General features: G+C 53.4%; 21 protein-coding genes. 15 read left to right on the top strand and 6 right to left on the bottom strand.

The window, feature by feature from the left end; translation table 11 throughout:
- Positions 1 to 10: 10 nt before the first annotated feature.
- The 9 genes from glmU (at position 11) to ACJJJA_RS00915 (ending at position 11,084) form a co-directional block, all read left to right on the top strand.
- Positions 11 to 1,372, top strand: coding sequence for a bifunctional UDP-N-acetylglucosamine diphosphorylase/glucosamine-1-phosphate N-acetyltransferase GlmU (gene glmU, locus ACJJJA_RS00955; protein WP_444888889.1), 1,362 nt, complete (start codon positions 11 to 13; stop codon positions 1,370 to 1,372).
- A 126-nt stretch (positions 1,373 to 1,498) separates the two neighbouring features.
- Entirely contained in the window at positions 1,499 to 2,590 is a 1,092-nt protein-coding gene (gene pdhA, locus ACJJJA_RS00950; protein ID WP_444903492.1) for a pyruvate dehydrogenase (acetyl-transferring) E1 component subunit alpha, read from the top strand.
- Entirely contained in the window at positions 2,590 to 3,585 is a 996-nt protein-coding gene (locus ACJJJA_RS00945; RefSeq protein WP_444883240.1) for an alpha-ketoacid dehydrogenase subunit beta, read from the top strand. The genes pdhA and ACJJJA_RS00945 overlap by 1 nt, the downstream gene beginning before the upstream one ends.
- The gene (locus ACJJJA_RS00940; protein ID WP_444903491.1) at positions 3,582 to 4,868 is read left to right on the top strand and encodes a dihydrolipoamide acetyltransferase family protein; all 1,287 of its coding nucleotides are present in this window, start codon (positions 3,582 to 3,584) and stop codon (positions 4,866 to 4,868) included. Before ACJJJA_RS00945 ends, ACJJJA_RS00940 begins: the two co-directional genes overlap by 4 nt.
- Positions 4,869 to 4,982: 114 nt before the next feature.
- Positions 4,983 to 5,759: a DeoR/GlpR family DNA-binding transcription regulator gene (locus ACJJJA_RS00935; RefSeq protein ID WP_444903490.1), complete on the top strand. Its 777-nt coding sequence runs from the start codon at positions 4,983 to 4,985 to the stop codon at positions 5,757 to 5,759.
- A gap of 43 nt (positions 5,760 to 5,802) precedes the next feature.
- Positions 5,803 to 7,632, top strand: coding sequence for a glutamine--fructose-6-phosphate transaminase (isomerizing) (gene glmS, locus ACJJJA_RS00930; RefSeq protein ID WP_444903489.1), 1,830 nt, complete (start codon positions 5,803 to 5,805; stop codon positions 7,630 to 7,632).
- 23 nt (positions 7,633 to 7,655) lie between these two features.
- Positions 7,656 to 8,504, top strand: a complete 849-nt coding sequence (locus ACJJJA_RS00925) for an alpha/beta fold hydrolase (protein ID WP_444903488.1) — start codon at positions 7,656 to 7,658, stop codon at positions 8,502 to 8,504.
- A 556-nt stretch (positions 8,505 to 9,060) separates the two neighbouring features.
- Positions 9,061 to 10,680: a Na+/H+ antiporter gene (locus ACJJJA_RS00920; RefSeq protein ID WP_252083935.1), complete on the top strand. Its 1,620-nt coding sequence runs from the start codon at positions 9,061 to 9,063 to the stop codon at positions 10,678 to 10,680.
- Between the two features lie 41 nt (positions 10,681 to 10,721).
- Positions 10,722 to 11,084, top strand: a complete 363-nt coding sequence (locus ACJJJA_RS00915) for a cupin domain-containing protein (RefSeq protein ID WP_252083934.1) — start codon at positions 10,722 to 10,724, stop codon at positions 11,082 to 11,084.
- A 117-nt stretch (positions 11,085 to 11,201) separates the two neighbouring features.
- On the opposite strand, the gene ACJJJA_RS00910 is transcribed toward ACJJJA_RS00915, so the two are convergent.
- Both ACJJJA_RS00910 and ACJJJA_RS00905 read right to left on the bottom strand, forming a co-directional pair.
- The gene (locus tag ACJJJA_RS00910) at positions 11,202 to 13,058 is read right to left on the bottom strand and encodes a monovalent cation:proton antiporter-2 (CPA2) family protein (protein WP_444899451.1); all 1,857 of its coding nucleotides are present in this window, start codon (positions 13,056 to 13,058) and stop codon (positions 11,202 to 11,204) included.
- A 13-nt stretch (positions 13,059 to 13,071) separates the two neighbouring features.
- Entirely contained in the window at positions 13,072 to 14,379 is a 1,308-nt protein-coding gene (locus ACJJJA_RS00905; protein ID WP_444899452.1) for a cation:proton antiporter, read from the bottom strand.
- Between the two features lie 442 nt (positions 14,380 to 14,821).
- Between ACJJJA_RS00905 and ACJJJA_RS00900 the strand changes: the two genes are divergently transcribed.
- Both ACJJJA_RS00900 and gstA read left to right on the top strand, forming a co-directional pair.
- Positions 14,822 to 15,220 carry a DoxX family protein gene (locus tag ACJJJA_RS00900; RefSeq protein WP_252083931.1) on the top strand — a complete coding sequence of 133 codons (399 nt, stop codon included), beginning with the start codon at positions 14,822 to 14,824 and terminating at the stop codon, positions 15,218 to 15,220.
- A 65-nt stretch (positions 15,221 to 15,285) separates the two neighbouring features.
- Entirely contained in the window at positions 15,286 to 15,885 is a 600-nt protein-coding gene (gene gstA, locus ACJJJA_RS00895; protein ID WP_444883233.1) for a glutathione transferase GstA, read from the top strand.
- A gap of 112 nt (positions 15,886 to 15,997) precedes the next feature.
- On the opposite strand, the gene ACJJJA_RS00890 is transcribed toward gstA, so the two are convergent.
- Positions 15,998 to 16,990, bottom strand: coding sequence for a helix-turn-helix domain-containing protein (locus tag ACJJJA_RS00890; RefSeq protein WP_444925254.1), 993 nt, complete (start codon positions 16,988 to 16,990; stop codon positions 15,998 to 16,000).
- A 140-nt stretch (positions 16,991 to 17,130) separates the two neighbouring features.
- Here ACJJJA_RS00890 and ACJJJA_RS00885 point away from each other — a divergent pair, with 140 nt between their 5' ends.
- Complete coding sequence (locus ACJJJA_RS00885; RefSeq protein ID WP_444887604.1) at positions 17,131 to 17,544, top strand: rhodanese-like domain-containing protein; 414 nt, start codon at positions 17,131 to 17,133, stop codon at positions 17,542 to 17,544.
- 90 nt (positions 17,545 to 17,634) lie between these two features.
- On the top strand, positions 17,635 to 18,084 hold the full coding sequence (locus tag ACJJJA_RS00880; RefSeq protein ID WP_444883230.1) for a GNAT family N-acetyltransferase: 450 nt from the start codon (positions 17,635 to 17,637) through the stop codon (positions 18,082 to 18,084).
- 57 nt (positions 18,085 to 18,141) lie between these two features.
- Here the strand turns inward: ACJJJA_RS00880 and ACJJJA_RS00875 are convergent, their stop codons facing one another.
- Both ACJJJA_RS00875 and hexR read right to left on the bottom strand, forming a co-directional pair.
- On the bottom strand, positions 18,142 to 19,401 hold the full coding sequence (locus tag ACJJJA_RS00875) for a multidrug effflux MFS transporter (protein ID WP_252083926.1): 1,260 nt from the start codon (positions 19,399 to 19,401) through the stop codon (positions 18,142 to 18,144).
- A 119-nt stretch (positions 19,402 to 19,520) separates the two neighbouring features.
- Positions 19,521 to 20,375 carry a transcriptional regulator HexR gene (gene hexR / locus ACJJJA_RS00870; protein WP_108735063.1) on the bottom strand — a complete coding sequence of 285 codons (855 nt, stop codon included), beginning with the start codon at positions 20,373 to 20,375 and terminating at the stop codon, positions 19,521 to 19,523.
- A 139-nt stretch (positions 20,376 to 20,514) separates the two neighbouring features.
- Between hexR and uvrD the strand changes: the two genes are divergently transcribed.
- On the top strand, positions 20,515 to 22,719 hold the full coding sequence (uvrD, locus tag ACJJJA_RS00865; RefSeq protein ID WP_444903486.1) for a DNA helicase II: 2,205 nt from the start codon (positions 20,515 to 20,517) through the stop codon (positions 22,717 to 22,719).
- Between the two features lie 138 nt (positions 22,720 to 22,857).
- The gene (locus ACJJJA_RS00860) at positions 22,858 to 24,006 is read left to right on the top strand and encodes a TRAP transporter substrate-binding protein (RefSeq protein ID WP_444903485.1); all 1,149 of its coding nucleotides are present in this window, start codon (positions 22,858 to 22,860) and stop codon (positions 24,004 to 24,006) included.
- A gap of 70 nt (positions 24,007 to 24,076) precedes the next feature.
- Here ACJJJA_RS00860 and ACJJJA_RS00855 read toward each other — a convergent pair whose 3' ends face one another.
- Positions 24,077 to 24,475, bottom strand: coding sequence for an acyl-CoA thioesterase (locus ACJJJA_RS00855; RefSeq protein ID WP_152455932.1), 399 nt, complete (start codon positions 24,473 to 24,475; stop codon positions 24,077 to 24,079).
- Positions 24,476 to 24,551: the final 76 nt, after the last annotated feature.

Genomic DNA, 24,551 nt, shown 5'->3' with positions numbered 1-24,551 from the left:
TCAGACCATTATGACTATTGACGTAGTAATTTTGGCTGCGGGCAAAGGTTCCCGTATGCGATCGGACCTGCCCAAAGTGCTGCACCCGATTGGCGGAATTCCCATGTTGGGACATGTCATTGAGACGGCGCGACAGTTGCAGGGGGTTGAAATTACCGTGGTTGTCGGACACGGCGCAGACCAGGTACGTCAGCGCTTTGCCGATAGTGGTGTGAAGTTTGTTGAGCAGACGGAACAGCTGGGCACCGGCCACGCTGTGGCACAGGCTATCCCTCAGTTCCGCGAGGGTGCCACCGTGTTGGTACTTTATGGTGATGTGCCATTGGTCAGGGCGGGAACTCTACAGTCCCTGCTGTCGGCTGCGGATCATGGCCCAGCCCTGCTCTCGGTAGAAATGGCCAATCCGGCCGGTTATGGGCGCATAGTACGCGATACGTCGGGTCGGGTGCGGGCGATTGTAGAAGAGAAAGATGCGGATGCCGATACACTGGCTATTAGTGAGGTGAACACCGGTATCCTGGCGGCGCCGGCAGATCTGCTGGCTCGTTGGTTACCTGAGTTGTCTTGTGAGAATGCCCAGGGCGAGTATTACCTGACCGATGTCATCGCACGTTCTGTGAGTGAGGAGATCGCGGTGACGGGCGAGCGTGCCAGTGACACGCTGGAAGTCGCCGGTGTCAACAGCCGCGCCCAGCAGGCTCAGATGGAGCGGGCCTTACAACATACCCGCGCAGTGGCACTGATGAATGCCGGTGTCACTTTGCTCGATCCAGCCCGGATCGACATCCGTGGCAGCCTCGAATGCGATACCGATGTATCCATTGATATCAACTGTATCTTCGAAGGTGATGTCTCACTGGGCAAGGGAGTACAGATTGGCCCCAATTGCCTGCTAAAAGATTGCCGCCTGGCGGATGGTACCTGTGTAGAGGCCAATTCTGTCATTGAAGGTGCTCATGTGGGTGAAGCTTGTACCATTGGTCCTTTTGCTCGCCTGCGCCCTGGCACCGAGCTGGCTGATGGAGCCAAGGTGGGTAACTTTGTAGAGACCAAAAAGGCCAAAGTGGGAGTCGGCAGCAAGATTAATCACCTCTCCTATGTGGGGGATTCAGTTGTGGGTGAGTCTGTGAATATCGGTGCCGGCACCATCACCTGTAATTACGATGGTGTGAATAAGTCCCTCACTGAAATTGGTGACGGCGCCTTTATTGGTTCCAATACCGCTCTGGTTGCTCCGGTGAAAGTTGGCAGTGGTGCCACCATAGGAGCGGGCTCCACCATTACCCGGGAGGTGGGCAGCGAGGAGCTGGCCGTGGCGCGGGGCAAGCAACGCAATATCACCGGTTGGGAACGTCCCATTAAACGAAATTAGTTTTTACCCTTCCTAAAAGGGGAAACCCGCTGGAAAATCGAATTCCGGCGGGATTTCACTCCTCCCACCCGGTGGGATACCTCCTTTCCATTAAACTTGCGCTTCGGGAACAAAAGGAATGGCCCGATGCACAAGCCTAGAATGCAGCTGCTCGCCAGCTTTGATATCGCCTCTCTACAGTACCTGGATGAGTCAGGACAAACTACGCAGGCGCTACCCGATTTCGCTACCCCGGATACTCTGGTTGCCCTATACCGGCAGATGACCCTGGCGCGTATGGTCGATGATCGTGCGGTGAAGATGCAGCGCACCGGTCAACTCGGTACCTACCCGTCCAGTCTTGGGCAGGAAGCGATCGGTGTGGGTGTCGGTGCCGCCATGGCAAAAGAAGACGTCTACTGCCCCAATTACCGGGAAACCGGTGCCCTTTTGGAGCGCGGTGTGCGTATAGAGGAAATCTACGCTATTTGGGGAGGAGATGAACGCGGCCAGAACTATCGCCACGTATGCGAGGATCTACCGCTAAGCGTACCTATTGCCACGCAAATGTTGCATGGGGCCGGCGTTGCCTTTGCGCTCAAATATAAACAGGAGCAGCTGGGGGAGCCCATACGTGCGGCGGTTACCAGTGGCGGTGACGGCGCCACTTCCAAGGGAGATTTCTATGAGGCGATCAACCTAGCGGGGGACTGGAAGTTGCCGCTGGTGGTGGTGATCAATAACAACCAGTGGGCCATCTCCCTACCCCGCTCTGGGCAGACTGCTTGTAAGACCCTCGCGCAGAAGGCAATCGCCGCCGGTATCCCCAGTTTACAGGTTGATGGCAACGATGTGATCGCTGTGTATCAGGCCGTGTTGGAGGCGCTACAACTGGCCCATGAAGGTGGCGGGCCTTCATTGATTGAGGCGGTGACTTATCGTCTGTGCGATCACACCACTGCGGATGATGCCAGCCGCTACCAACCACAAGAGGGCGTCAAAGAAGCTTGGGGTAGGGAGCCGCTCAGGCGGCTTAGAATCTATTTGGAAAGCCTGGGTATCTGGGGAGATGCACAGGAAGAGGAATTACAGCGGGAGTTGAAGGAGATACTGGAGGAGGCAGTGCGGGTGTATCGGCAAACTCCTCGAGATAAGTCTACGGCTATTTTCGATCACCTCTATGGAACCTTGCCCGAGGCCTTTATCGAGCAATACCAACAATTGCAGGGGGACAGCTGATGGCGCAAATTACCCTGGTAGAAGCGATTACCCAGGCGCTCGCTTTCGAAATGCAGAGAGACCCCAAGGTGGTTGTTTTCGGTGAGGATGTGGGACTGAACGGCGGCGTTTTTCGTGCTACCGATGGCCTGCAGGCGCGTTTTGGCCATGAACGGGTACTGGATACTCCGCTGGCGGAAAATATGATTGCCGGGATTGCGATTGGTATGGCGGTGCAGGGCCTGCGACCGGTGGCGGAATTTCAGTTTATGGGGTTTATCTATCCCGGTCTCGATCAGATCCTCAGCCACGCCGCGCGCTATCGCAATCGCACTCGCGGCCGTCTCTCCTGCCCGATTGTCTACCGGGCCCCCTATGGAGGCGGAATTCATGCACCAGAGCATCATTCGGAGAGTACTGAGGCCCTGTTCGCCCATATTCCCGGATTGCGCTTAGTGGTGCCCTCTTCTCCGGCGCGGGCCTATGGATTGTTACTGGCGGCGATCCGCGATCCAGACCCGGTTGTCTTTCTCGAACCCAAGAGGATCTATCGTGCGGTGCGCCAGGAAGTCGTCGACAATGGTGAGGCTCTGCCGCTGGACCGTGCCTTTGTCTTGCGAGAGGGCAGTGATATCACCTTGATCGCCTGGGGAGCTTCGCTGAAGGAGACTCTGCAGGTTGCCGAGCAGCTCTCCACTGAAGGCATCGAAGCGGAGGTGATCGATCTCGCCACTCTAAAACCCCTGGATATTCACACCATTATTGATTCTTTGGAGAAAACCCACCGCTGTGTCTTGATACATGAAGCCGCGCGTTTTTGTGGTCTGGGTGCGGAGGTGGCTTCACAGATCAATGAATATGCCTTTGACCTATTGCATGCACCGGTACAAAGAGTAACGGGGTTCGATACGGTGATGCCCTATTACCAGCTTGAAGATGTCTACCTACCCGGTGTGCCGCGAATTATGACGGCGGTGCGCGAAGTGCTCGAATACGCAAATGGAGGGGTGGCATGAAAATTTTTACCCTGCCCGACCTCGGTGAGGGGTTGCCGGATGCAGTAGTGCGGGAATGGCATGTGCACGAAGGAGATGAAATTGCCGCCCACGAAAGCCTGGTAACCGTTGAGACCGCCAAAGCTCTGGTAGAAGTTCCAGCTCCTTGGGGAGGCAGAATAGAAAAGCTGTTTGCAGAGCCGGATCAAACCGTCAATGTGGGTGAGCCCTTAGTGGGCTTTGTCGCTGAAGGCAGTAACCAAGAGACATCGCAATCAGCAGTGCCTGCTGAAGCTTCTTCTCCCAAAGAGTCTGTCTTTCAGGAAGAACCTGAAATGGAAGAACCTGAAAAGGAAAAAGTGTGCGGGGCATCGGCATCTAGTCGGTCGCGGGCCGACAGTGGAACGGTGGTTGGGAAGCTCGAACAGAGTGAAGATGTCCTCGGCGCCGAGCAGGGCCTTACTGAGGGGCCTAAACGGCTGGCAACACCCTCGGTTCGTGCCCTAGCTCGGCGCCTGGGGGTGAATTTGGAAAAGCTCTCCACGGACGGGGGACTGATCACAGCTGCACAGGTGCGCTCTGCCGCGGGGGCAAAATTTAGTGCCGCGGAAATAGCTACCGATCAAGCTGAGCAAAATACAAGGAAGCCTTTGCCTGAGAGGGATTTGGTAAAAGCTCAAGAGCCTGGGGAAATTATGTCCCCGGCGCGGCGTGCCATGGGCCTGTCCATGAGTCGCGCTAGGGACCAGGTAGCGCAGATTACTCTGTGTGATGATGCGGATATCTCCAGCTGGTGGGGCAGCGAACCGGCATTATTGAGACTGATTCGCGCTGTGCAGTCTGCCTGTGCTGCGGAGCCTACCCTCAATGCGTATTTCCAAGATGATCAGCTGTATCCTCAACAGCCCGTCAATATCGGATTGGCGGTAGATTCCCCGCGAGGCCTATATGTCCCTGTGCTCAAAGATGTAGCCACGCGATCAGATGACTCACTGATGGCCCAGGTGGCCGACTTCAAGCATCAGGCCAGGGAGACCGGAATCGCCCAGAGCGATTTGCAGGGCGCAACGATTCTCTTGTCCAACTTTGGTGCTATTGCCGGGCGCTATGCGACACCCGTTGTGTTGCCCCCTACGGTGGCCATTGTCGGTGCGGGCAGGGTTTGCCAAGGAGTCGTCGTCATAGATCGTTGGCCGGCTATGCGGCCACTGTTGCCGCTCTCTATTAGTGCTGATCATCGAGCGGTGACCGGCGGTGAACTGGCGCGCTTTCTCCAGGCGATGCTAGCCGCGCTTTCCACCTGAGTAGCGGCATCATTTCTGCTGTTTCCCTGTTGGGCCTCTGCCTTTTTGAAATTCCTGTGGGAATTTATCTTTCATTTTGCTATCTTTAAGTTTCGAAATGAAAGTTAGCAAGTTATGTCGAAACGCAATACCCAACAACGTCGCCATGGGATTATGAGTCTTTTGAATGAAACTGGGGAGGCCAGTGTCGAAGATTTAGCAAGGCGTTTCGAAACTTCAGAAGTTACGATTCGAAAGGATCTTACTGCGATGGAAAACCACGGTTTGCTGCTACGTCGCCGTGGTGGTGCCATACCGGTACCGCGAGAATTGGTTGTAGAGGAAGGGCCATCGGAAGTGAAGCGCGCCATTGGCCGCACTGCGGCGGCCTTGATTCCCGACCACCATCGCATCGTGATTGATTACGGCCGCACGACTGCGGCGATGATCCCCGAGCTGGAATCAAAGCGCGGTCTAGTGGTTATGACCAACTCGCTACATGTGGCCAATGCCCTGCGGGAACTGGAAAACGAGCCAACCCTGTTAATGACAGGCGGCACCTGGGACCCCCACTTCGAGGCTTTTCAAGGCAAGGTGGCGGAACAGGTTTTGCGCGATTACGACTTTGACAGAGCGTTTATTGGTGCGGATGGCATAGATCTGGAGCGAGGCACTTGTACTTTTAACGAGCAAATAGGCCTATCCAGGGTGATGGCGCAAGTTGCTCGGGAAGTAGTGGTATTGGCGGAGTCCAGCAAGGTTGGCAGGCGTATTCCCAACCTGGAGCTATCCTGGTCAAAAGTCGATGTACTGGTGACAGACTCTGGTCTGGAAGAGAGTGCGCGCGAGCAATTGCAAGATTTGGGGGTGCGGGTGATTTGCGCATCGCTAAAGTCAGTTGCAGGCGACTAACGAAAGAACAAACAAAAATTTTAGGATTTGAGAGGAGATCGGTATGTGTGGGATTGTTGGGGCACTGGCCCAGCGCAATGTAACGGGTATTCTTCTCGAGGGCCTGCGCCGCCTGGAGTACCGCGGTTACGATTCTGCGGGCGTCTGCCTTCGCGATAATGAAGGCCAGCTACAGTTGCGCAAGAGTTTGGGTAAGGTTGTAGACCTGGAGGCCAAGCTGAAGGTCGATCCCACTGAGGGCCATCAAGGCATTGCCCACACACGCTGGGCTACCCATGGAGTGCCTTCCGACGAAAACGCCCATCCACATATGTCTGAACATATCACCCTGGTGCACAACGGGATTATTGAGAATCACCAGGCTCTGCGCGAGGAGCTACAGGCCAAGGGCTATGAATTCGCCTCCGATACCGATACCGAAGTGGTGGTTCACCTGATTCACTCCCTGAGCACAGAGGGCCTGGGCGTGGTGGATGCGGTTAGCAAGGCGACCAAGATGCTGGAGGGTGCCTACGCCCTCGCCGTGATCAGCAGAGAGGAGCCAGAGGTCCTGGCTTGTGCGCGCTACGGTAGCCCCTTGGTCTTGGGCGTTGGCATTGAGGAGAACTTTATCGCCTCAGACCCGATGGCACTGCGCCAGGTAACCGATCGTTTTATCTTCCTCGAAGAGGGGGATGTGGCGGAAGTGCGTCGCAGTGGGATTTCCATTCGCAATAAGCAAGGTGAAGAAGTGAGCCATCCGGTGCATAAGCTGGATAGGGGCCACGACGTTGCCGACAAGGGGCGCTATCGCCACTATATGCAGAAGGAAATCTTCGAACAGCCGGAGGTTGTGGCGGCGACTTTGGCCGGACGCATTGGAGAGCATTCGGTATTGTCCCAGGCGCTGGGTAGCCGCGCCCAGGAAATCCTGCCCCAGGTAGAGCAGGTACAGATCGTCGCCTGCGGTACCAGCTACCACGCGGGAATGGTGGCGCGCTATTGGCTGGAGGACTGGGCGGGAGTGCCTTGCTCCGTGGAGGTGGCCAGTGAGATTCGCTACCGCAAGACTGTTGTTCGTCCGGGTACTTTGTTCGTGACTATTTCTCAGTCCGGCGAAACTGCGGATACCCTGGCGGCTCTGCGTCAGGCCAAAAAACTTGGCTACCTGGGTTTTATGACGATTTGCAATGTGCCCAACAGTTCTCTGGTGCGTGAGTCTGAACTTTCGCTGATGACGGAAGCGGGCCCGGAAATTGGTGTGGCCTCTACCAAAGCCTTCACCACCCAATTGGTGGCCCTGCAGTTATTCAGTATTGCGTTGGCCAAGGCCAACGGCCTCCCCAGTGAGCGTGAAGCGGAACTAGTTAGTGCGCTACATCAGCTGCCGAAGCTGATGGAAGAGTTCACCGGCCTCGATGCACTGGTTCAACATACCAGTGAGGCTTTTGCGGAGAAGAATCATGCGTTGTTCCTCGGCCGTGGTGTCGAGTTTCCTATCGCCCTTGAAGGCGCATTAAAGCTTAAGGAAATCTCTTATATCCACGCAGAAGCCTATCCGGCAGGTGAGCTCAAGCACGGCCCGCTGGCACTGGTAGATGCGGATATGCCAGTAATTGTTGTGGCCCCCAATGACGAGCTGTTGGAAAAGCTTAAGTCCAACTTGCAGGAAGTGCGTGCGCGCGGTGGACAGCTGTTTGTCTTTGCCAGCCCGAAGGCCGGCTTCACCAGCGAGCAAGGGGTTACCGTAGTGGAAGTGCCGGACTCCCCAGAAAGTTTGGCACCTATCCTCTATACCGTGCCCCTGCAGTTGCTCAGCTATCATGTGGCGTTGCTGAAAGGCACCGATGTAGATCAGCCTAGGAACCTGGCTAAGTCGGTGACGGTAGAGTAATTCCCCAAGGCCATGGATGGCTTATGAACAAATCCGCGCAGCGCTTGAGCTTTACCACGTCGGACGGGGTAAAGCTCAGCTATCTGTGTGCCGGGACTGGTCCGACCCTACTGATACTGCACGGTTGGTCTCAAGGGGCGGCCCTGTTCAAGCATCAACTTGCCGGTTTATGTGATCGCTACCGAGTCATTGCTCTCGATATGCGTGGCCACGGTCAGTCAGAAAAACCCTTGTATGGCTACCGTATTGCCCGCTTGGCGAAGGACTTACAGGAGTTGATCACAGCCCTGGACCCGGCCCCTCTCTATCTACTTGGCCACTCGGCCGGTGCTTCGGTGATCTGGAATTACCTGGAGATGTTTGGCGATACGCGAGTTTCCAAACTGATTTTTATTGATGAACCCGCCGCCTTACTTGCCCAGCCTTATTGGTCTGAACAAGAGCGTTTGCAGGCCGGTGCAATCCTCACTGCCGAACAGCTCTTCCAGTTTACCGGCCAACTGCGTAGCTCCCAGGGCGAGCAGGCAACCCGTGACATTTTGATGTCAATGGTGACTCCGGCAATGACACAGGATCAAAGGGAAGAGCTGGTTGGGGTCAATTTGCAGTTCCCGCGCGCTCTGGCGGCGCGCCTGTTTATTGACAATGTTACTCGCGATTGGCGCGATTTTATCCCCAGAATTGGAAAACCCACTTTGATCGCCTTCGGCCGTGCCAGCCCTCACCCAGTAGAATGCCAGCAATGGATTCATCAACAAATTAAAAGTTCTCGGTTGGAGATTATCGAGGCTGAAGATGGAGGCAGTCACTTCCTATTTCTTGAAGCGCCACAGAGGTTTAATCGGTTGCTGCGTGATTTTCTCGCCAGCTAGTCGGGTTTAAATAGAGGCCTGTTAATATTTTTCTGGCTGGATTGATTATTATCCGCTGGATTTCTACAGGTACTCTGTTACCTGGTCTATGTTCTTTTCCGGTGGGTAAGATAGGGAGTGTTATTAACAGGTTGGAGTTTTAAAATTTACCCTACGGCAGCAGGTGGCTTTTGATGTGGATAAGTATTTTTTAAAAAATCCAACTTTCCCAAAATTATGCACAAGGAACTCTAATTTATGAGAAAGACCTTAGGCTATTAATAATCTTTCCCTATTTTTAATGAACTCTCTCTAGAGAGTATCTCTCTACCGATGCCAGAGGTGCCTGTTCGAAATTAATTGTTAGGTTTACAGCGTTTCGGTTAACTCTTTTCCCTCTTGTGGGGATCTTTGTTTCTTAAAGCGTCTATGATCTTGCTTAGGCGCTAAAGCCCACACTTTAAATGACTTTGTGAAGCCTCGGTAATCCTCTTTCCTATACTGGCGGAATGGCTGACCTGTTAAGTCGGGTTGAAAATTGCAGTGCCGCAGTCTTTCAAAGGAATATGAGTGGGCGATGCACTATCTCGTTGTTGCTCTGCTGTTATTGCTGGTAGTGGCGCTCAGCCTGATTGTCGCTAGAGTTTTGCCTTTTCCTGTTCCCTTGCCTCTTATTCAAATTTTAGGCGGTGTTCTTCTCGGCGCCGTGTTCGGCATAAAAATACCATTAGACCCAGAAATATTTTTTCTGCTTTTTATTCCACCTTTGCTTTTTTTGGCTGGCTGGCGCATTCCCAAGGGTGCTCTTTTCAGAGATTTAGGTTCGATAATTACCTTGGCTGTAGGGCTGGTAATATTTACCGTATTTGGCATGGGTTTTTTTATCGCTTGGTTGTTGCCGATTATGCCGATCGCCATGGCATTTGCACTAGCGGCAATACTTGCCCCCACGGATCCTGTGGCCGTATCGGTTGTGCAGGGCACCAATAATATTCCCCCAAGGCTTGAGCATATTCTTGCTGGAGAATCATTATTTAATGATGCCTCTGGGCTCGATATCTTTCGTATTGCTTTGGCTGCGGCGATGACTGGCAGTTTTTCTTTTCCACAGGCCGTAACCGGTTTTTTTTGGGTTGCCATAGGAGGGGTTGCCATTGGTGCGGGGGTGGCATTTATCTGTGGCTATCTGTTGCGCTGGTTGGTGTACCTTCGCGGTGAGGATACGGCGATCCAGATTTTGGTAAGCTTATTGGTCCCTTTTGCCGCCTACCAAGCCGGTCAAAGTGTAGGTGTGTCGGGAATTCTTGCTGCTGCAAGTGCGGGAATTGCCACTCATTACACCAGCTTGCATGGTTCAGAAAAATCCGCTACACGGATGGACCGTAGAGCAGTTTGGAATACCGTACAAACTGTGCTCGATGGCATTATCTTCGTGCTGCTGGGGGAACAGCTGGTGCGCCTTATCGATGTAGATTCGAGTTGGGCTCAGGATATTGGATTAGGTTGGATTGTATTGTATGTCCTGGCAATTTCTTTTGTTCTTTTGATGCTGCGTTTTATCTGGGTTTGGGTATCGCTTTATCTCTCGCGCTTTCGCCGCAACCTTCCCTCTCTCTCTACTCAATTTGCTCTGGTCAGTGTGTTGAGCGTGGCTGGTGTGCGTGGGGCTATCACTCTTGCTGGTGCATTTTCAATGCCTCTTTTAATGCCTGATGGCAAACCATTGCCTGGCCGTGAAGCATCTATAGCGATAGCTATGGGGGTAATTCTGATTTCATTATTGGTCGCCAGTATTTTCCTACCATTTCTTCTTAGGCGCTTACCGGATACGCCCAGTCTTGCGGCGATTGGCGATGAAAAGGGAGCAAGGGTTTCTGCCGCCAAGGCGGCTGAACATCGGCTGATCAGTTTGCGTAAAGAAATAGATGTACACTGGAAAAATAAAGAGATTGCCTACGAGGCGATCGATCACCTGCTGGAGATATACCGTCGGCGCATCAACATCGGTGATGATGAAGCGGGCGAGACGGTATGGTTGAGGGCACGGGTGGAACGCCGTTTTCGTCTGGCGGCATTGGCCGCAGAGCGACAGCGTCTTTTGGAACTCCGTGTGAGCCGGGAGATTGATGATGAGTTGCACAGAAAATTAGTGCTCGAAGTTGATCTGATAGAGGCCAGTATTTTGTCTAAGGAATAGAAGTTTTCCCGGATCAATATTCGCAATAGGTTGGGAAAGGTATGAAGTATATAGAGCTGCTAAGTGTTGATGGCGTATCTACCTTTAAAGAGCGGAAAATAATCCAGAAGAACCATCAGCCACTTGGGGATTATTCTGATCCCTATCAGGTGCGGCAAATATATTTTCGCGAGTTCGATGAGCATCAGATTTTTGATTGGCACTGCGCGCCACGAGAGCAGTTTATTTTTTATCTGGAAGGTGAGGTGAAAATAACGACCAGCTCTGGCGAACAGCATATTTTTAGAGCTGGCGATATTTTATTAGCCAAGGATTTGTGTGGAAAGGGACATGTGAGTGAAACTCTGATACCAGGTCGGGCTGTGATCGCTGTGCTCGATCACAGCTCCGCAGTTGGCCACTAAGTCGCACTCAACCACATTGCGCTCAAAAGTTTGCGCCGTCAGCTAATACCTTAATCTGGGTAAAAGCTATCTTGGCGCTATGTTCCTAAGTCTTTTATCGGCACAGGCAGTGGCCAATTAAGACCTTTCGGTCTCCACTTTCGCCTCTTCCCAGTAATGGTCCAGATGCAGGTCCCTATCGCGGCGGTCTTCTTGTAGAGCCTGCAAGAGTTGTTCACGATAGATACGGCTTTGCGCGATGTGCTGTGCCTCATCGCGCCAGTAGGGAAACAGTGCCTCCAGCATACGCTGGTCGTGCTGTTTAAATTTGCGTGCAGCGCGGCGCGCTTGCAAGGGGCTGAGTCCCAGCAGCTCCAGGGCCTTCTCACCAATTGCCAAGGCGGGATCGACGGTCTCGCGAAAAATATATTTTACCCCGGCTTCCATCAGCGCGTATTGGTGCATACGGCTGCGCGCCCGCGCGAGAATCTTTAAGTGCGGAAAGTGTTTTTGCAGTTGCGCGATGATCTCCAAAGACGCTGCCTGATCACTCAATGTGAGTATCACCAGGCGTGCCTGGGCGGCGCCGGCGGCGCGCAGTAGGTCTTCCCGCGTGGCATCACCGTAATAGGCCTCAATACCATAGCGACGAACCAAATCCAGCTGTTCGGCGTTGCGCTCCAGTAGGGTGGTGCTAAAACCACAGGCATTGAGCAGGCGTCCGGCAATCTGGCCGAAACGGCCGTAACCGATGATGATGACCGGTGAATTGGAATCCAGCGGTGGTTCGTGTTCGACTGCCTGTGGGGCTTCCGGGCCGATAAGAAAACGCGGCTGAATAAACCTTTCAAATACCAGTAACAGAATCGGTGTGAGCGCCATAGTCAGGGCGATCAGTGCTACCAACAAGCTGCTGGCCTCGGCGTCGAGTACTTGGATTTGAGTGGAAAAGGACACCAAAACGAAGCCAAATTCTCCCGCCTGGGCCAGGGATAGTGCGAATAACCAATCCTCGCCCTTGGACATACGCAGGAACCTTGCCAATAGGAACAGAACGCCAAATTTCACCACTACCAGGGCTACTACCAGACCAAACAACAGCAGTGGGTTTTGCGCGATCTGCGCAAAGTTCAGGCTGGCGCCTACAGCGATAAAGAAAAGTCCCAGTAACAATCCTTTGAACGGCTCAATATCTGCCTCTAGTTCGTGGCGAAACTCACTCTCCGCCAACAGTACTCCGGCGAGGAAAGTACCCAGAGCCGGTGAGAGGTCGAGCCAGCTCATTACCGCCGCTGCAGCAAAGACAATCAGCAGGGCGGTAACGGTAAACATTTCGCGTACCTGGCTACCAGCTACCAGGCGTAACAGCGGTCCCAGCAGATAGCGGCCGGTGATAGCGAAGGCAGCGATGGTGGCAATAACTGCAGCGGCATACCCCCATCCCTCCAAGCCGCTGGCGTGGGATTCGGCGGTAGTACCCGCGAGCAATGGCAGCAGGGCGAGAATGGGGATTACAGCGATATCCTGGAGTAACAGCACCGCAAAGGCACTGCGCCCGCCTTGAGTTTTGAGAAGCCCTTTTTCATTGAGGGACTGTAGGACGATAGCGGTGGAGGACAGGGCCAGGATCAAACCGATCGCTACGCCGGTGCGCCAGCTCATATCGAATAACCACAGCGCTATTGCCGCCACTGCAGCAGCGGTCAGGAGTAGTTGCGCGCTGCCGGTGCCGAGGATGGCGCCGCGCATTTGCCACAACTTTTTAGGTTGCATCTCCAGGCCGATCAAAAACAGCATCAACGCTACGCCGAATTCGGCCACATGCATTTCATCGCTGGCATCCCCCACCAGGCCCAGTGCGCTGGGTCCAATGGCCACCCCGGCCAGTAGGTATCCGAGTACGGAACCCAGGCCCAGGCGTGTGGCGATAGGCACAGCGATAACCGCGGCCCCCATAAAGATGACGGCTTCAACAAGGAAGTTAGAGTGTTCCATTGATCGATTATCGCTAGTTAGCAGTGTGTTGCTGATCGCTGGCGGGCGCGCTTTCCGGTTCGGCAAATTCGCGACTGCGGCGTATTAATGGCGCTATGGTAGAGCCCTGCACCACAATAGAAAAGAGCACTACGCCGTAGGTCATAACCACCCATAGGTAGCGCAGGTCCTGCCCCTGAACAAAAGCGCTGCCAGAGGGAATGGACATAGCCAGGGCCAGGGCCAGGCCGCCTTTGAGACCACCCCAGATCAATATCCGGTTGGTGTAAGGGTGGTAGCTGCGGCGCCTTTTCAGGTACAGGAAGGGCACCCCCACAGCCAGGACTCGTGCCATTAGTACGATGACAATTCCCGCCACCATTAGCAGGTAGTCCGCCGGGCGCAGATCGATAGTAATCAGGAACAGGCCCACCAACAGGAACAGCAGTCCGTTGAGGAAATCCTCGGTGATATTCCAGAAGTTATCCAGTTCGTGCTGGCTCACCCTGGAAAAGCCGCGCTCGCGGGTGAAGTTGCCGATAATAATTCCGCTCACTACCATCGCCAGGGCACCGGAGACACCGAGGATATTGGCCAATGAGAATCCGGCAGTTGGAATGACCAGGGTGAGCAACAGCTCCAGGCTGTGGTCGTCGGTGCAGCAGATCAGCCAGTGGAACAGCCCACCGATAATTAGGCCGAGCAGAATTCCCCCAATCGCTTCCAGCACGAATAGCTCTGCCACTGCCGGTACAGTTGGTTGCCCCCCTTCGAAAGCCACCGCGTAAATTACCGCAAATACCACAATACCGAAGCCATCGTTGAACAGGGACTCCCCTTCCACCTGAATGGAAACCTGCTCCGGTGCCTTAAGGTTTTTCATAATGGCCAATACGGCGATGGGGTCGGTGGGGGAGATCAAGGCACCAAATAATAGACAGTAAATGAAGGCTACCGGCATATTGATCAACATGAGGAACCAATACAGCAGGCCGCCCACCGCAAAAGTGGAAATCAAAGTACCAACAATCGCCAGCAAGCCAATTTCCAGTTTTTGATTGCGCAATTCCAACAGGTCGATATGCAAACTGCCGGCGAAGAGCAGGAAGCCCAGCATTCCCTTGAGTAGGATGTCTTCCAGGTTAAGCAACGGCAGCAGTTGGTCGGCCCAGGTGCGCAACTCCACTACCCCCAATTTGCCCAGGCCGGTGACAATGAGCGACAAGGCCAGGGCCCCAGTGGTGATGGCAATTGTGGTTTGTGCACGCAGCACATACTGATTTAGGAAACCGAGAAAGACCGACACCGCGGCAAGAAAACAAAAGGTGTAATAGACTTCCATGCCGTGCGTGGACTCCAGGGATAAGAATTGCGGGGCCTTGCCCACCCCTCAAAAGCGATGCTTTTACGGGCGAAATTATCAGTTGCTGAGTGTGCCGTTAGTGTAGTCGCGCAGGGGCCCACTCGAGTTTCCCTGACAGGGCTCTGGGCACAGGGGTGTCAGGTATAGATACCGCCGGCTGCGCCCTGGTTGGGGGCGCGCAATTGTAACGGCTCCTCAGTGCGGTACAACCGCATTTTCTATTTATATCCACAACAACTTTTCCGCGCCTGCCGAAACTGTCATTCGTTAATTTCCGCTTCGTCTGACTCTCAATTGCGGTGCAAGTTTCTCTTAGTGGAATACATTGCTGTCGGCATCGCCCCCATTTCGATATGGCTTCCCAACTACACTGGAGGCATCAGGTAGAGCCCAATGTAACAGTTAAAGAAGAGAGAAGGCCGTGGCACATCATCCCCTGTTATGTGATACCTCTAAACTTGTCGGGCGGGTATTAATGTCCCTGCTGTTTATCTTTGCCGGCTGGAATAAGATCGGCGGCTACAAAATGACGGAAGCCTTTATGGTTTCCATGGGAATCCCCGCCCTGTTACTCCCCTTGGTGATTATCGTAGAACTGGTCGGTGGCCTGGCGATATTGCTCGGATTCTTTACCCGCTTTTCCGCAGTGATTCTTTTTCTCTTCTGCCTGGCTAGTGCCTGGATGGTGCATTACTCACCAGGCGATCCCGCAGAGATGACCAGCTTTATGAAGAACATCACCATTGCTGGAGGCTACCTGATTCTCGCCTGCGCGGGTGCTGGGCGCTTCAGCCTAGATCACTGGATTCGCAAAAAATAGCGCCTTGTGAAGCCAGTAGGCGCCTATATTGCCCGATGCCGCACAGTCCACTCAGGAGGGTCACCGTGAAACTCTTTTATGCGCCAGGAGCCTGTTCTCTATCCCCACATATTGTCGCCCTGGAGGCAGGTATTGATCTCGAACTCTGCAAGGTGGATCTAAAGACGCATACCCTGGAAAACGGCGACGACTTTTATAGAGTTAACCCTAAGGGCTATGTACCAGTACTGCAGCTAGAGGGGGGCGAGTTACTCACAGAGGGCGTCGCTATTATGCAGTTTCTCGCCGAGCAAAAGCCCGATGCCGGTTTGGCGCCACCGTTGGGCACTTTGGACCATTACCGCTTGTTGGAGTGGTTGAATTTTATCAGTGCGGAGGTTCATAAATCTTTCTTGCCCCTGTTTTGGAAAGGCACTGAGGAAGAAAAGAAAAAAGCTCGGGAAAGGATTCTACGTCGCATAGACTATATTGAAGAGCAGCTACAGAACGACTACCTGCTGGGGAATTCTCTATCTGTCGTGGATGCGTATCTCTACCTGATAAACCGCTGGCTCAAGGTTCAGGATTTTGATATGACACGGTGGCCCAGGTTACAGGCTTTTCAGGAGCGTATGGCAGCGCGCCCGGCAGTTCAGCAGGCCTTGCAAGAGGAAAATCTCAGTTAGATTGGGGGCCCAAGAGTATATTGCCGCCAAATAAACAGTGCATCAGCTCCGCTAGCGTTGGTCGAAGTTGTGGCTGTACTCACTGAAAGCATCTTATCCCGTTCAGGTTTATTTACTTCCTACACATATCTTCAGCCTTATCTGGACAGGCAAATTGTCGTTGGTACTGACCCGGAGAGATACCGAAAGCTTTACGGAAATGATGGCGAAGAGTTGCACTGCTCTCAAAACCAGAAACTTGTGCTGCATGATCAATGGTCTCACTGCCTGACTCCAGTGCTTTCTGCGCTACACGAAGCCGTTGTTGCGTTAACCATTCTTTAGGGGCCAACCCCATGGATTGGCGAAATTTTCTATCGAAACTGCGACGAGAGAGATGCGCTTGCTTCGCCAAGTCGCCCACCATGATGGGTTTATCCAGGTTGGCAAGGGCCCAATCCAGGGCGCCCGCGAAATGATCGGGCCGCTTGGGAACTGGGGTCTCTACAAACTGGGCCTGTCCTCCCTGCCGATGAGGAGCCATCACCAGGCGCTTGGCTACAGAATTAGCCAATTCATAACCATGGCTACGCCGTAAATACTCTATTCCCAAATCTATTGCTGCTGAGCTTCCTGCAGAACAGGCCAATTTGTCCTGCCAGACATAAAGTACATCCCCTACATACTCTACTTTGGGGAATCGCTTTTTAAAGGTATTCGCATAGCGCCAATGCGTGGTGGCTTGCCTTCCATCCAGCAAACCAATTTCGGCAGGTAAAAATGCGCCAGAACAAAAAGTCAGAATTTGCCGGCGTTCCGCCGCAAAGGCTTCCACAGCAGCGTATACAGATTGTAGGGAGCAGTCCTTGGTTTGTGGTGTAGTCGGCCAGCTGGGTACGACTAACAAATCGTAATCCATCAGGCTGCTCACTTGTCTGCACTGTAGGGATACGCCCCCAAGCCCCAGCTGTGCCTTGGCAGTGAAGGAAACAACCTCTCCCTCATAGAGCGTATCGGTACAGGGGCGGGGTAAACAGAACAGTTCGGTCGCGCAGCCAAGTTCAAATAAGGCAACCTGGTGATGAACCAGAATCGCTACGCGCTTTGCTTTTCCCTTATCCATCATGCCCTCCCTTGATTTCTCACTTCGATACCCAGATTGGCTCAAATTTAACGCTATATGGCTTTTAAGCCAATCGTTAAATAAATAGCCAGAGAACAGAATACATACATGACAAAGAGTGAGTGTTAACCAAGGAGATAATTATGAGTTCTGCTGTAAGTCGTATTGCCCCAGCTAGCAGCCAAAAAGCCCTGCAACATTTCCAAGAACTGATGGCCTTTGAGACGGACTGCTGGGATGTTCATCATGCCCTAACCAATGGGCGCCAGGACTTTGTCCTGTTGGATGTTCGTGGTGAAGAAGCCTTTCGTCAGGGGCACATTTTGGGCGCTGAGTCCTTACCTTATCAGCACATCAATAAAGAGCTTGTATCTCGCTATCTAGATTCCACTTTGTTCGTCGTTTACTGCGCCGGGCCCCATTGCAATGCAACAGAGAAGGCTGCTGTCCGGTTGGCAAAATTGGGGCTTCCAGTGAAAAAAATGATTGGTGGTATAACCGGATGGATAGATGAAGGATTCAAACTGGTGGGAGAAAAGGAAACTATCAGCGCCTAAGGTCAAAGTGAGATTTTATCTCTCAAGACCGGAAATAAAGAGGGTGAAGATTGCACCCTCTACCAATCCATCAAATTTGGCAACAAATAAATGCTTATACGTAACGCAAAGCCTAGTGATATTCGTCAATTATTGGAGATGATGCGTGGGCTAGCTAAATTCGAAGGCTACTTAGATAGGTTCAAGGTTACTGAGGAAGAATTAAATAATCGACTATTTAAGCGGGCAGACTTCCAATGTTTAGTGGCCGAAGACAGTGGTGTAGCTATTGGCTACCTGGTTTTTTATGCCCTTCCCTTTACCTACGATTTAACTCCCTGGCTGTGGATTAAAGAACTTTACGTAGTTGGCAACAAAGAATATCGCCGTAAAGGGGTAGGAAGGGCATTGATGGGATATTTAATAAAAGAGGCCTATGAGCGGGGTAGTGCCAAAATAAAGTGGGAAGTTCTTTCTACTAATGTAGATGCACAAGCTTTTTATCAACAACTAGGTGGAGCTCCGGAACAGAAGTGGCAAATATGGTCCCTGAGTACTTAGCCAATATGGCCGGGCCGAAATACCCTCTTTTCAATAGATGAAAACAAAACTGACTCTTCAACGCGGGGTAAAGCGCCTGGTGATTGGTATATCCGAGTCGATGGGTTTGCGTGCCTGGGCGATTACCAGAGTGGAGAACAGGGCCACTACTGCACACCCAAACATGGACGCGGCAATAGGAACCAGGGTGCCTGTGTGCAGGCTGCTTACCAATCCGCCCAGCACGCCGCCGGTGATAAAAATTGTGGCGCCATACAGGGCGTTAGCGCTGCCGCTGATTTTGGGAAAAAACTCCAGATAACAGGCGGCGGCATTGGGCCCGGTAATACCGATACAGCTCATTACCAATACCAGCGGTACCATCCACAGAGTCAGTTCTTTAATACCGGTCAAAGTGCCGAGTAATAGCAAACCACAGCCGAGCATCTGCAGAGTGACGCCAGCCAATAAAATATTGCGCGGCTGGAACAGGTTGAGCAGGCGGATATTGACCTGCACCATACAGATCAGCCCCAGAATACAGGCGCCAAAGAACAGCGGGAAGCGGCTCGGACTGACACTGAAGTAGTCCATAAAGACAAAGGGTGCGGTGGTGATATAGATAAACATCGAACCACTGACACAGGCCTGGGCGCCGAGAAAACCGAGGGCGCGGCGGTTGCGTAGCACCTGTCCATAAGTGGAAATCAGTGATGCTAATGGCATCAACTGGCGCCGCGCGCGGGTAAAACGCGATACAGTTTCTGGTAACAGTAAGCGCACTAATAGCAGCATGGCAGCGGCGTACAGTAGCAGGAATACAAAAATACTCTGCCAGCCACCCACTGCTAGCAGTAGAGAGCCGATTACTGGAGCGATCAGGGGGGCGATCAGCATGATGGTACTGATCATAGAAATAATTTTGGCGGCTTCACGCCCACTGTGCAGATCGCGCACTATGGCGGCGCAAATCACTGTAGCAAAACCGCCCCCCACGGCCTGGAAAAAGCGCAGGATAATCAGTTGATCGACATGGTCGGCAAACAGGATCAGCAGTGAACTGACGATATAAATGCACAGGCCGATAGTGCCGACCAGTCGCCTACCCCAACGATCGGAGAGGGGGCCGCCGAAGAGCTGGCCTAGGGCAAAACCCAGTAAAAAGCTGGAGACCGAATACTGCACCCGCTCCACTTCGGTATCGAGCGCACCGGCCATGGCCGGGATAGCCGGCAAGTAACTGTCGATGGAAAATGGCGTCAGGGAGACCAGCGCCGCTAGCCATACCACCAACCAGCGCGGTGCTTTTTGCTCAGCGGATAATGCGGTGGATGTCATGGAATTGCTCTGGAACGGCTAGGGGCACTTGTTGGCAGTGGCAGTAGATTGCCGGATACAGCAGGCATGGTAGAGGGGCTGCGACACATTATCCAGTGCCGCATTCTTGCAAATTTCCCTCAGTGTTTGTCTTCCCGCAATGTGTACAGGCCCTGCTTCAGCTTTAGTAGGTGCTCTTGCAACTGGGGGCCTTTGCGCTGGGCAACGCCGATGGCGAGCACATCGATCACCACCAGGTGGGCGATGCGTGAGGACAGTGGTGTATAGATCTCAATATCTTCTTCCACATCCACTTCTAGCGGGATACTGGCCTGCTGTGCCACCGGCGAACCGCTGGGTGCCAGGCCAACCACCAGAGCGCCCTGCTCCTTTGCCATGCTCATGGAGCGCAGTAGTGCCTTGGTGCGGCCACTCTGGGAGATAGCCACGACTACATCGCCCGGCTGCATAGACATGGCTGACATATTCTGGATGTGGTGGTCCGAGTGGGCGGCGGTGGCCAATTGCAGTCGGAAGAACTTGTGTTGGGCATCGGCGGCGACAGCACCAGAGGCGCCAAAGCCGAAGAATTCCACCCGCTTGGAGGCAGCCATGGCGGTAACGGCGGCTTCCAGGGCGCGGTCGTCAATTCTATCGCGCACTTTCAGCAGTGTATCTACTGTTGAGTCGAACACCTTGCGTTTGTACTCGGCAATGGTGTCGGTCTCGGTCACCGCGATTTGGCCGAAGCTGGGGCTGGAAGCCAGCTGTTGCGCCAGGTTCAACTTGAACTCCTGGAAGCCGGAACAGCCCACGGCGCGACAAAAGCGCACCACGGTCGGCTCGCTCACCTGGGCCTCGGTGGCCAGGTCGACGATGCGCATATGAATAATTTCATCGGGATTGGCGAGAATATACTCCGCCACCTTGCGCTCAGATTTGCGCATGGATGACAGTTGCTCACTGATTCGTTGCGTTACTTCCGCCGGTTTCACAGGACTTCCTTCTCTATGCCAGTTGGCGCAGTTTAGCCGCTGCGCCCCCGGCTGGCGAGGGGCTTTGCATTGTCAGCCGGGGTAAAATCCTGTTTATTTACACAGGTCTTATGCAGCAGCTCTGGTACAATCTTCGCCCATGGACGTATCTCAGATTTTAGACCCCCTCAACGACGCCCAGCGCGAAGCGGTAGCTGCCGCGCCCGGCAATCAATTGGTTCTGGCCGGTGCCGGCTCGGGCAAGACCCGGGTGCTGGTGCACCGCATCGCCTGGCTGATGCAGGTGGAGGGCGCCTCGCCCTACTCCATTATGGCGGTGACCTTTACCAACAAGGCGGCCCGTGAGATGCGCGCTCGTATCGAAGAGCTGCTGGGGGTGAATACCTTTGGCATGTGGGTGGGCACTTTCCACGGCCTGGCTCACCGCCTGCTCAAAGCCCACTGGCAAGAAGCCAAGTTGCCGCAGAACTTCCAGATTCTGGATTCCGACGACCAGCTGCGCCTGATCAAGCGGGTACAGGCAGATCTGGGGCTGGACGATAAAAAGTGGCCGCCGCGGGAAACCCAGTGGTGGATTGGCGCGCAGAAAGATGAAGGCCTGCGCCCGCAATATATCAATGCCGGCGCCGATCCCTGGTTGCAGACCATGGTGCGCATCTACTTCGCCTATGAAGAGGCCTGTCAGCGCGGTGGGCTGGTAGATTTTGGCGAGTTGCTGCTGCGCGCCCACGAACTTTGGCTGAATAACGACAGTATTCTGGCCCACTACCGCCGGCGTTTCCCCCATATCCTGGTGGATGAGTTCCAGGATACCAACACGATTCAATACGCCTGGTTGCGCCTGCTCGCTGGGGAGCAGTGCCATATCACCGCTGTGGGTGACGATGACCAGTCCATTTACGGTTGGCGCGGCGCCAAGATCGAGAATATCCAGCACTTTTCTACAGATCTGCGTGAAGTGCAGACGGTGCGCCTGGAACAGAATTATCGCTCCACTTCCACTATTCTGAACGCCGCCAATGCGGTGATCGCTAATAACAGCGGTCGCCTAGGCAAGGAGTTGTGGACCAAGGGTGAAGAAGGCGAGCCTATTGCCGTCTACGCCGCCTACAACGAGCAGGATGAGTCGCGCTTCATCGTCGAGCGTATCAATGACTGGGTGCGCGATGGCAATCGCCGCGACAGCATTGCCATCCTCTACCGCTCCAACGCCCAATCCCGGGTGCTTGAAGAGGGGCTACTGCGCGATCAGGTGCCCTACCGTATCTACGGTGGCCAGCGCTTCTACGATCGCCTGGAAATTAAAAATGCCCTGTCCTACCTGCGCCTGATCAGCAATCGCAATGATGACACCGCCTTTGAGCGGGTGGTAAATACCCCCACTCGTGGCATTGGTGCGCGCACGGTGGAGATGGTGCGCTCCTATGCCCGCGAGCAGGGCTGCTCCCTGTGGCAGGCGGCCAAGCTGATGTTGCAACAGCGGGTTCTGGCTGCGCGCGCCGGCAACGCCCTGCAGAGCTTTCTGGATCTGATTAACCAGCTGGCTGCAAATGCGGAAGAGAAAGAGCTGGATGCCATTGCTGAGGATGTGATCGAGACTAGCGGCCTGCTGGAATTCCACGGCAAAGAAAAAGGTGAGAAGGGCCAGACACGAGTGGAGAACTTGCAGGAATTGGTCACTGCTTGTCGCTCTTTTGCTGGTGTGGACCTGCCCGAGGGCGAGGAAGATGAGGAGGAAATCCCTCTTCTTAACCAGTTCCTCGACAGCGCCGCCCTCGATGCCGGTGAAGGTCAGGCGGATGAGTTTGAAGATGCCGTCCAGCTGATGACCCTACACTCCGCCAAGGGCCTGGAATTTCCTTTGGTGTTTATGGCGGGCGTGGAGGAAAACCTATTCCCCCACAAGATGTCTACACAGGAGCCCGGCCGCATGGAGGAAGAGCGACGTCTCTGCTACGTGGGTATCACCCGCGCCATGCGTAAGCTGTATATTACCTACGCGGAAAACCGGCGCCTATTTGGCAGCGAGACCTACAACAGTCCATCTCGCTTTATCGGTGAGATTCCGCCAAATTTGGTGCACGAAGTGCGCTTGAAGACCGAAATTTCCCGTCCCCTCTACCAGGCGGATTACGGTAAGGTGGGCCAGTTTTCCGACCCGGCGCCAGACTTCGATGATTTACCACCATTGGCACTGGGTGGCCGGGTTGAGCATGCCAGATTCGGCGAGGGCACCGTAGTACAGTTCGAAGGTAATGGCCCCCGTGCGCGTGTACAAGTGAATTTCGATGATGCTGGCAGTAAATGGCTGGTAGTGGCTATGGCTAAGCTGCAGCCTTTATAGATTGTTTGCTTTGGTAAAAACCAAGTCAGATTAGAAATTTTTCTACACTGATTTCGGTTTTTCCCAAAATCCCGACCATTTAAAAAAGATCATTTATCGATGATCAGCGCCTTACAAGAAAAAAGATAATTAAAAGCGATGAAAAAAGTTAACTGGTATCCCGCTATTATTTTGGGCCTACTGGCCCTACTTGTTGTTACCTTTGCTGCATTGGTCACTTCCCGCGTAGCACAGGGCCCTGCACAAAACTTTTCCGATAATGGCAATAAAGAATTGTTCGAGTGGAAGCTTGTCACCACTTGGCCAAAAAATTTCCCCGGCCTAGGCCAGGCCCCAGAGCGCTTTGCAAAAAATGTTGAGTTGATGTCCTCCGGCCGCCTCAAAATTAAAGTTTATGGTGCGGGTGAGCTGGTACCCGCTCTAGGTATTTTTGGTGCGGTATCTGAGGGCGCTGCACAGATGGGACACGGTGCCGCCTATTATTGGAAAGGCAAGATTCCAGCGGCCCAGTTTTTTACTGCGGTACCGTTTGGTTTAAACGCACAGGAAATGAATGGCTGGCTGCACCACGGTGGCGGTTTGGAACTCTGGAAAGAGATTTATGAACCGTTCAATCTGATCCCCCTGGCCGGTGGCTCTACTGGGGTACAGATGGCGGGTTGGTTTAACAAACCGATTAACTCTGTTAAGGATTTGCAGGGCTTAAAAATGCGAATTCCCGGTCTGGGCGGTGAAGTATTAAACCGGGCCGGCGGTACCGCTGTGACTATTCCCGGTGGTGAGCTTTATACCGCGCTGCAGACTGGTGTTATTGATGCGACCGAGTGGGTTGGACCTTACAACGATCTCGCTTTCGGTTTCCATCAGGTTGCCAAGTACTACTACTATCCCGGCTGGCATGAACCCGGCTCAATGATGGAATTTATCGTCAATAAAAAAGCCTTTGAGAAATTGCCCAAAGACCTACAGGCTATTGTGCGCGTGGCTGCCCGCGAAGCAAACCAGGATATGTTGGATGAGTACACCGCACGTAATAATCGCGCCCTGCGTGAGCTGGTGGAAACACACGGAGTCAAAGTTAAGCGTTTGCCAGACGATGTGCTTGCCCATTTAAAGCAGATCAATACTCAACTGATGCAAGAGACCGCAAATAAGGACCCAGAATTTGCGCGTATCTATAAAGCCTTTAAGGATTTTGAGCGGGATGTGCGGCCCTATCACCAGATAAGTGAAGAGGCTTATTACCAGGCGCGTGAACTTGATGGAGAAAGCAAGAAACAGGAATAAAAGGCAGAATTAATATCATAGAAGGGAAACTGGTTTAAGGCAGTTTCCCGAAATAGTTTTGCAAGTCGTTTCAGGGCAGCGGTCTGGTATGCCCTCTATCGTCGATAGCGACAAAAACAAACTCACCCTCGGTGACCTTTACCTGCTCACCAGAGTCCACCCGTGTCAGCCATACCTCAACCATTGTCCTAATAGAGGAACGCCCTACCTCTATAGCTTCGGCATAGCAGCTGACCGTAGAGCCAACCGGAACCGGGCGTAAGAACACCATACTGCCGACCGCTACGGTAGTTACCCTGCCGCGTGCAATGCTTTGGGCCAAGATTGCTCCAGCCAGGTCCATTTGCGACATCAGCCAACCAGCGAATACATCCCCCTGGGGGTTGGTATCACGGGGCATAGCCAGGGTTTGCAGGGTAAGCGTGCCTGTTGGTTGCGGGTTTTCATCAAGGGCTGAAAGTGCGGACATCGACTACTCACAGATTGTTAGAGTTATTGGTTTCCACCTGAGGGAAGGTGGCGCATTCTAGCACAAATTGAGTAGT

This window comes from Microbulbifer mixtoriginis (SeqCode) (assembly GCF_052466865.1).
Note: the sequence above shows the minus strand (reverse complement) of the source record. Positions and strands in the feature narration are given on the sequence as shown.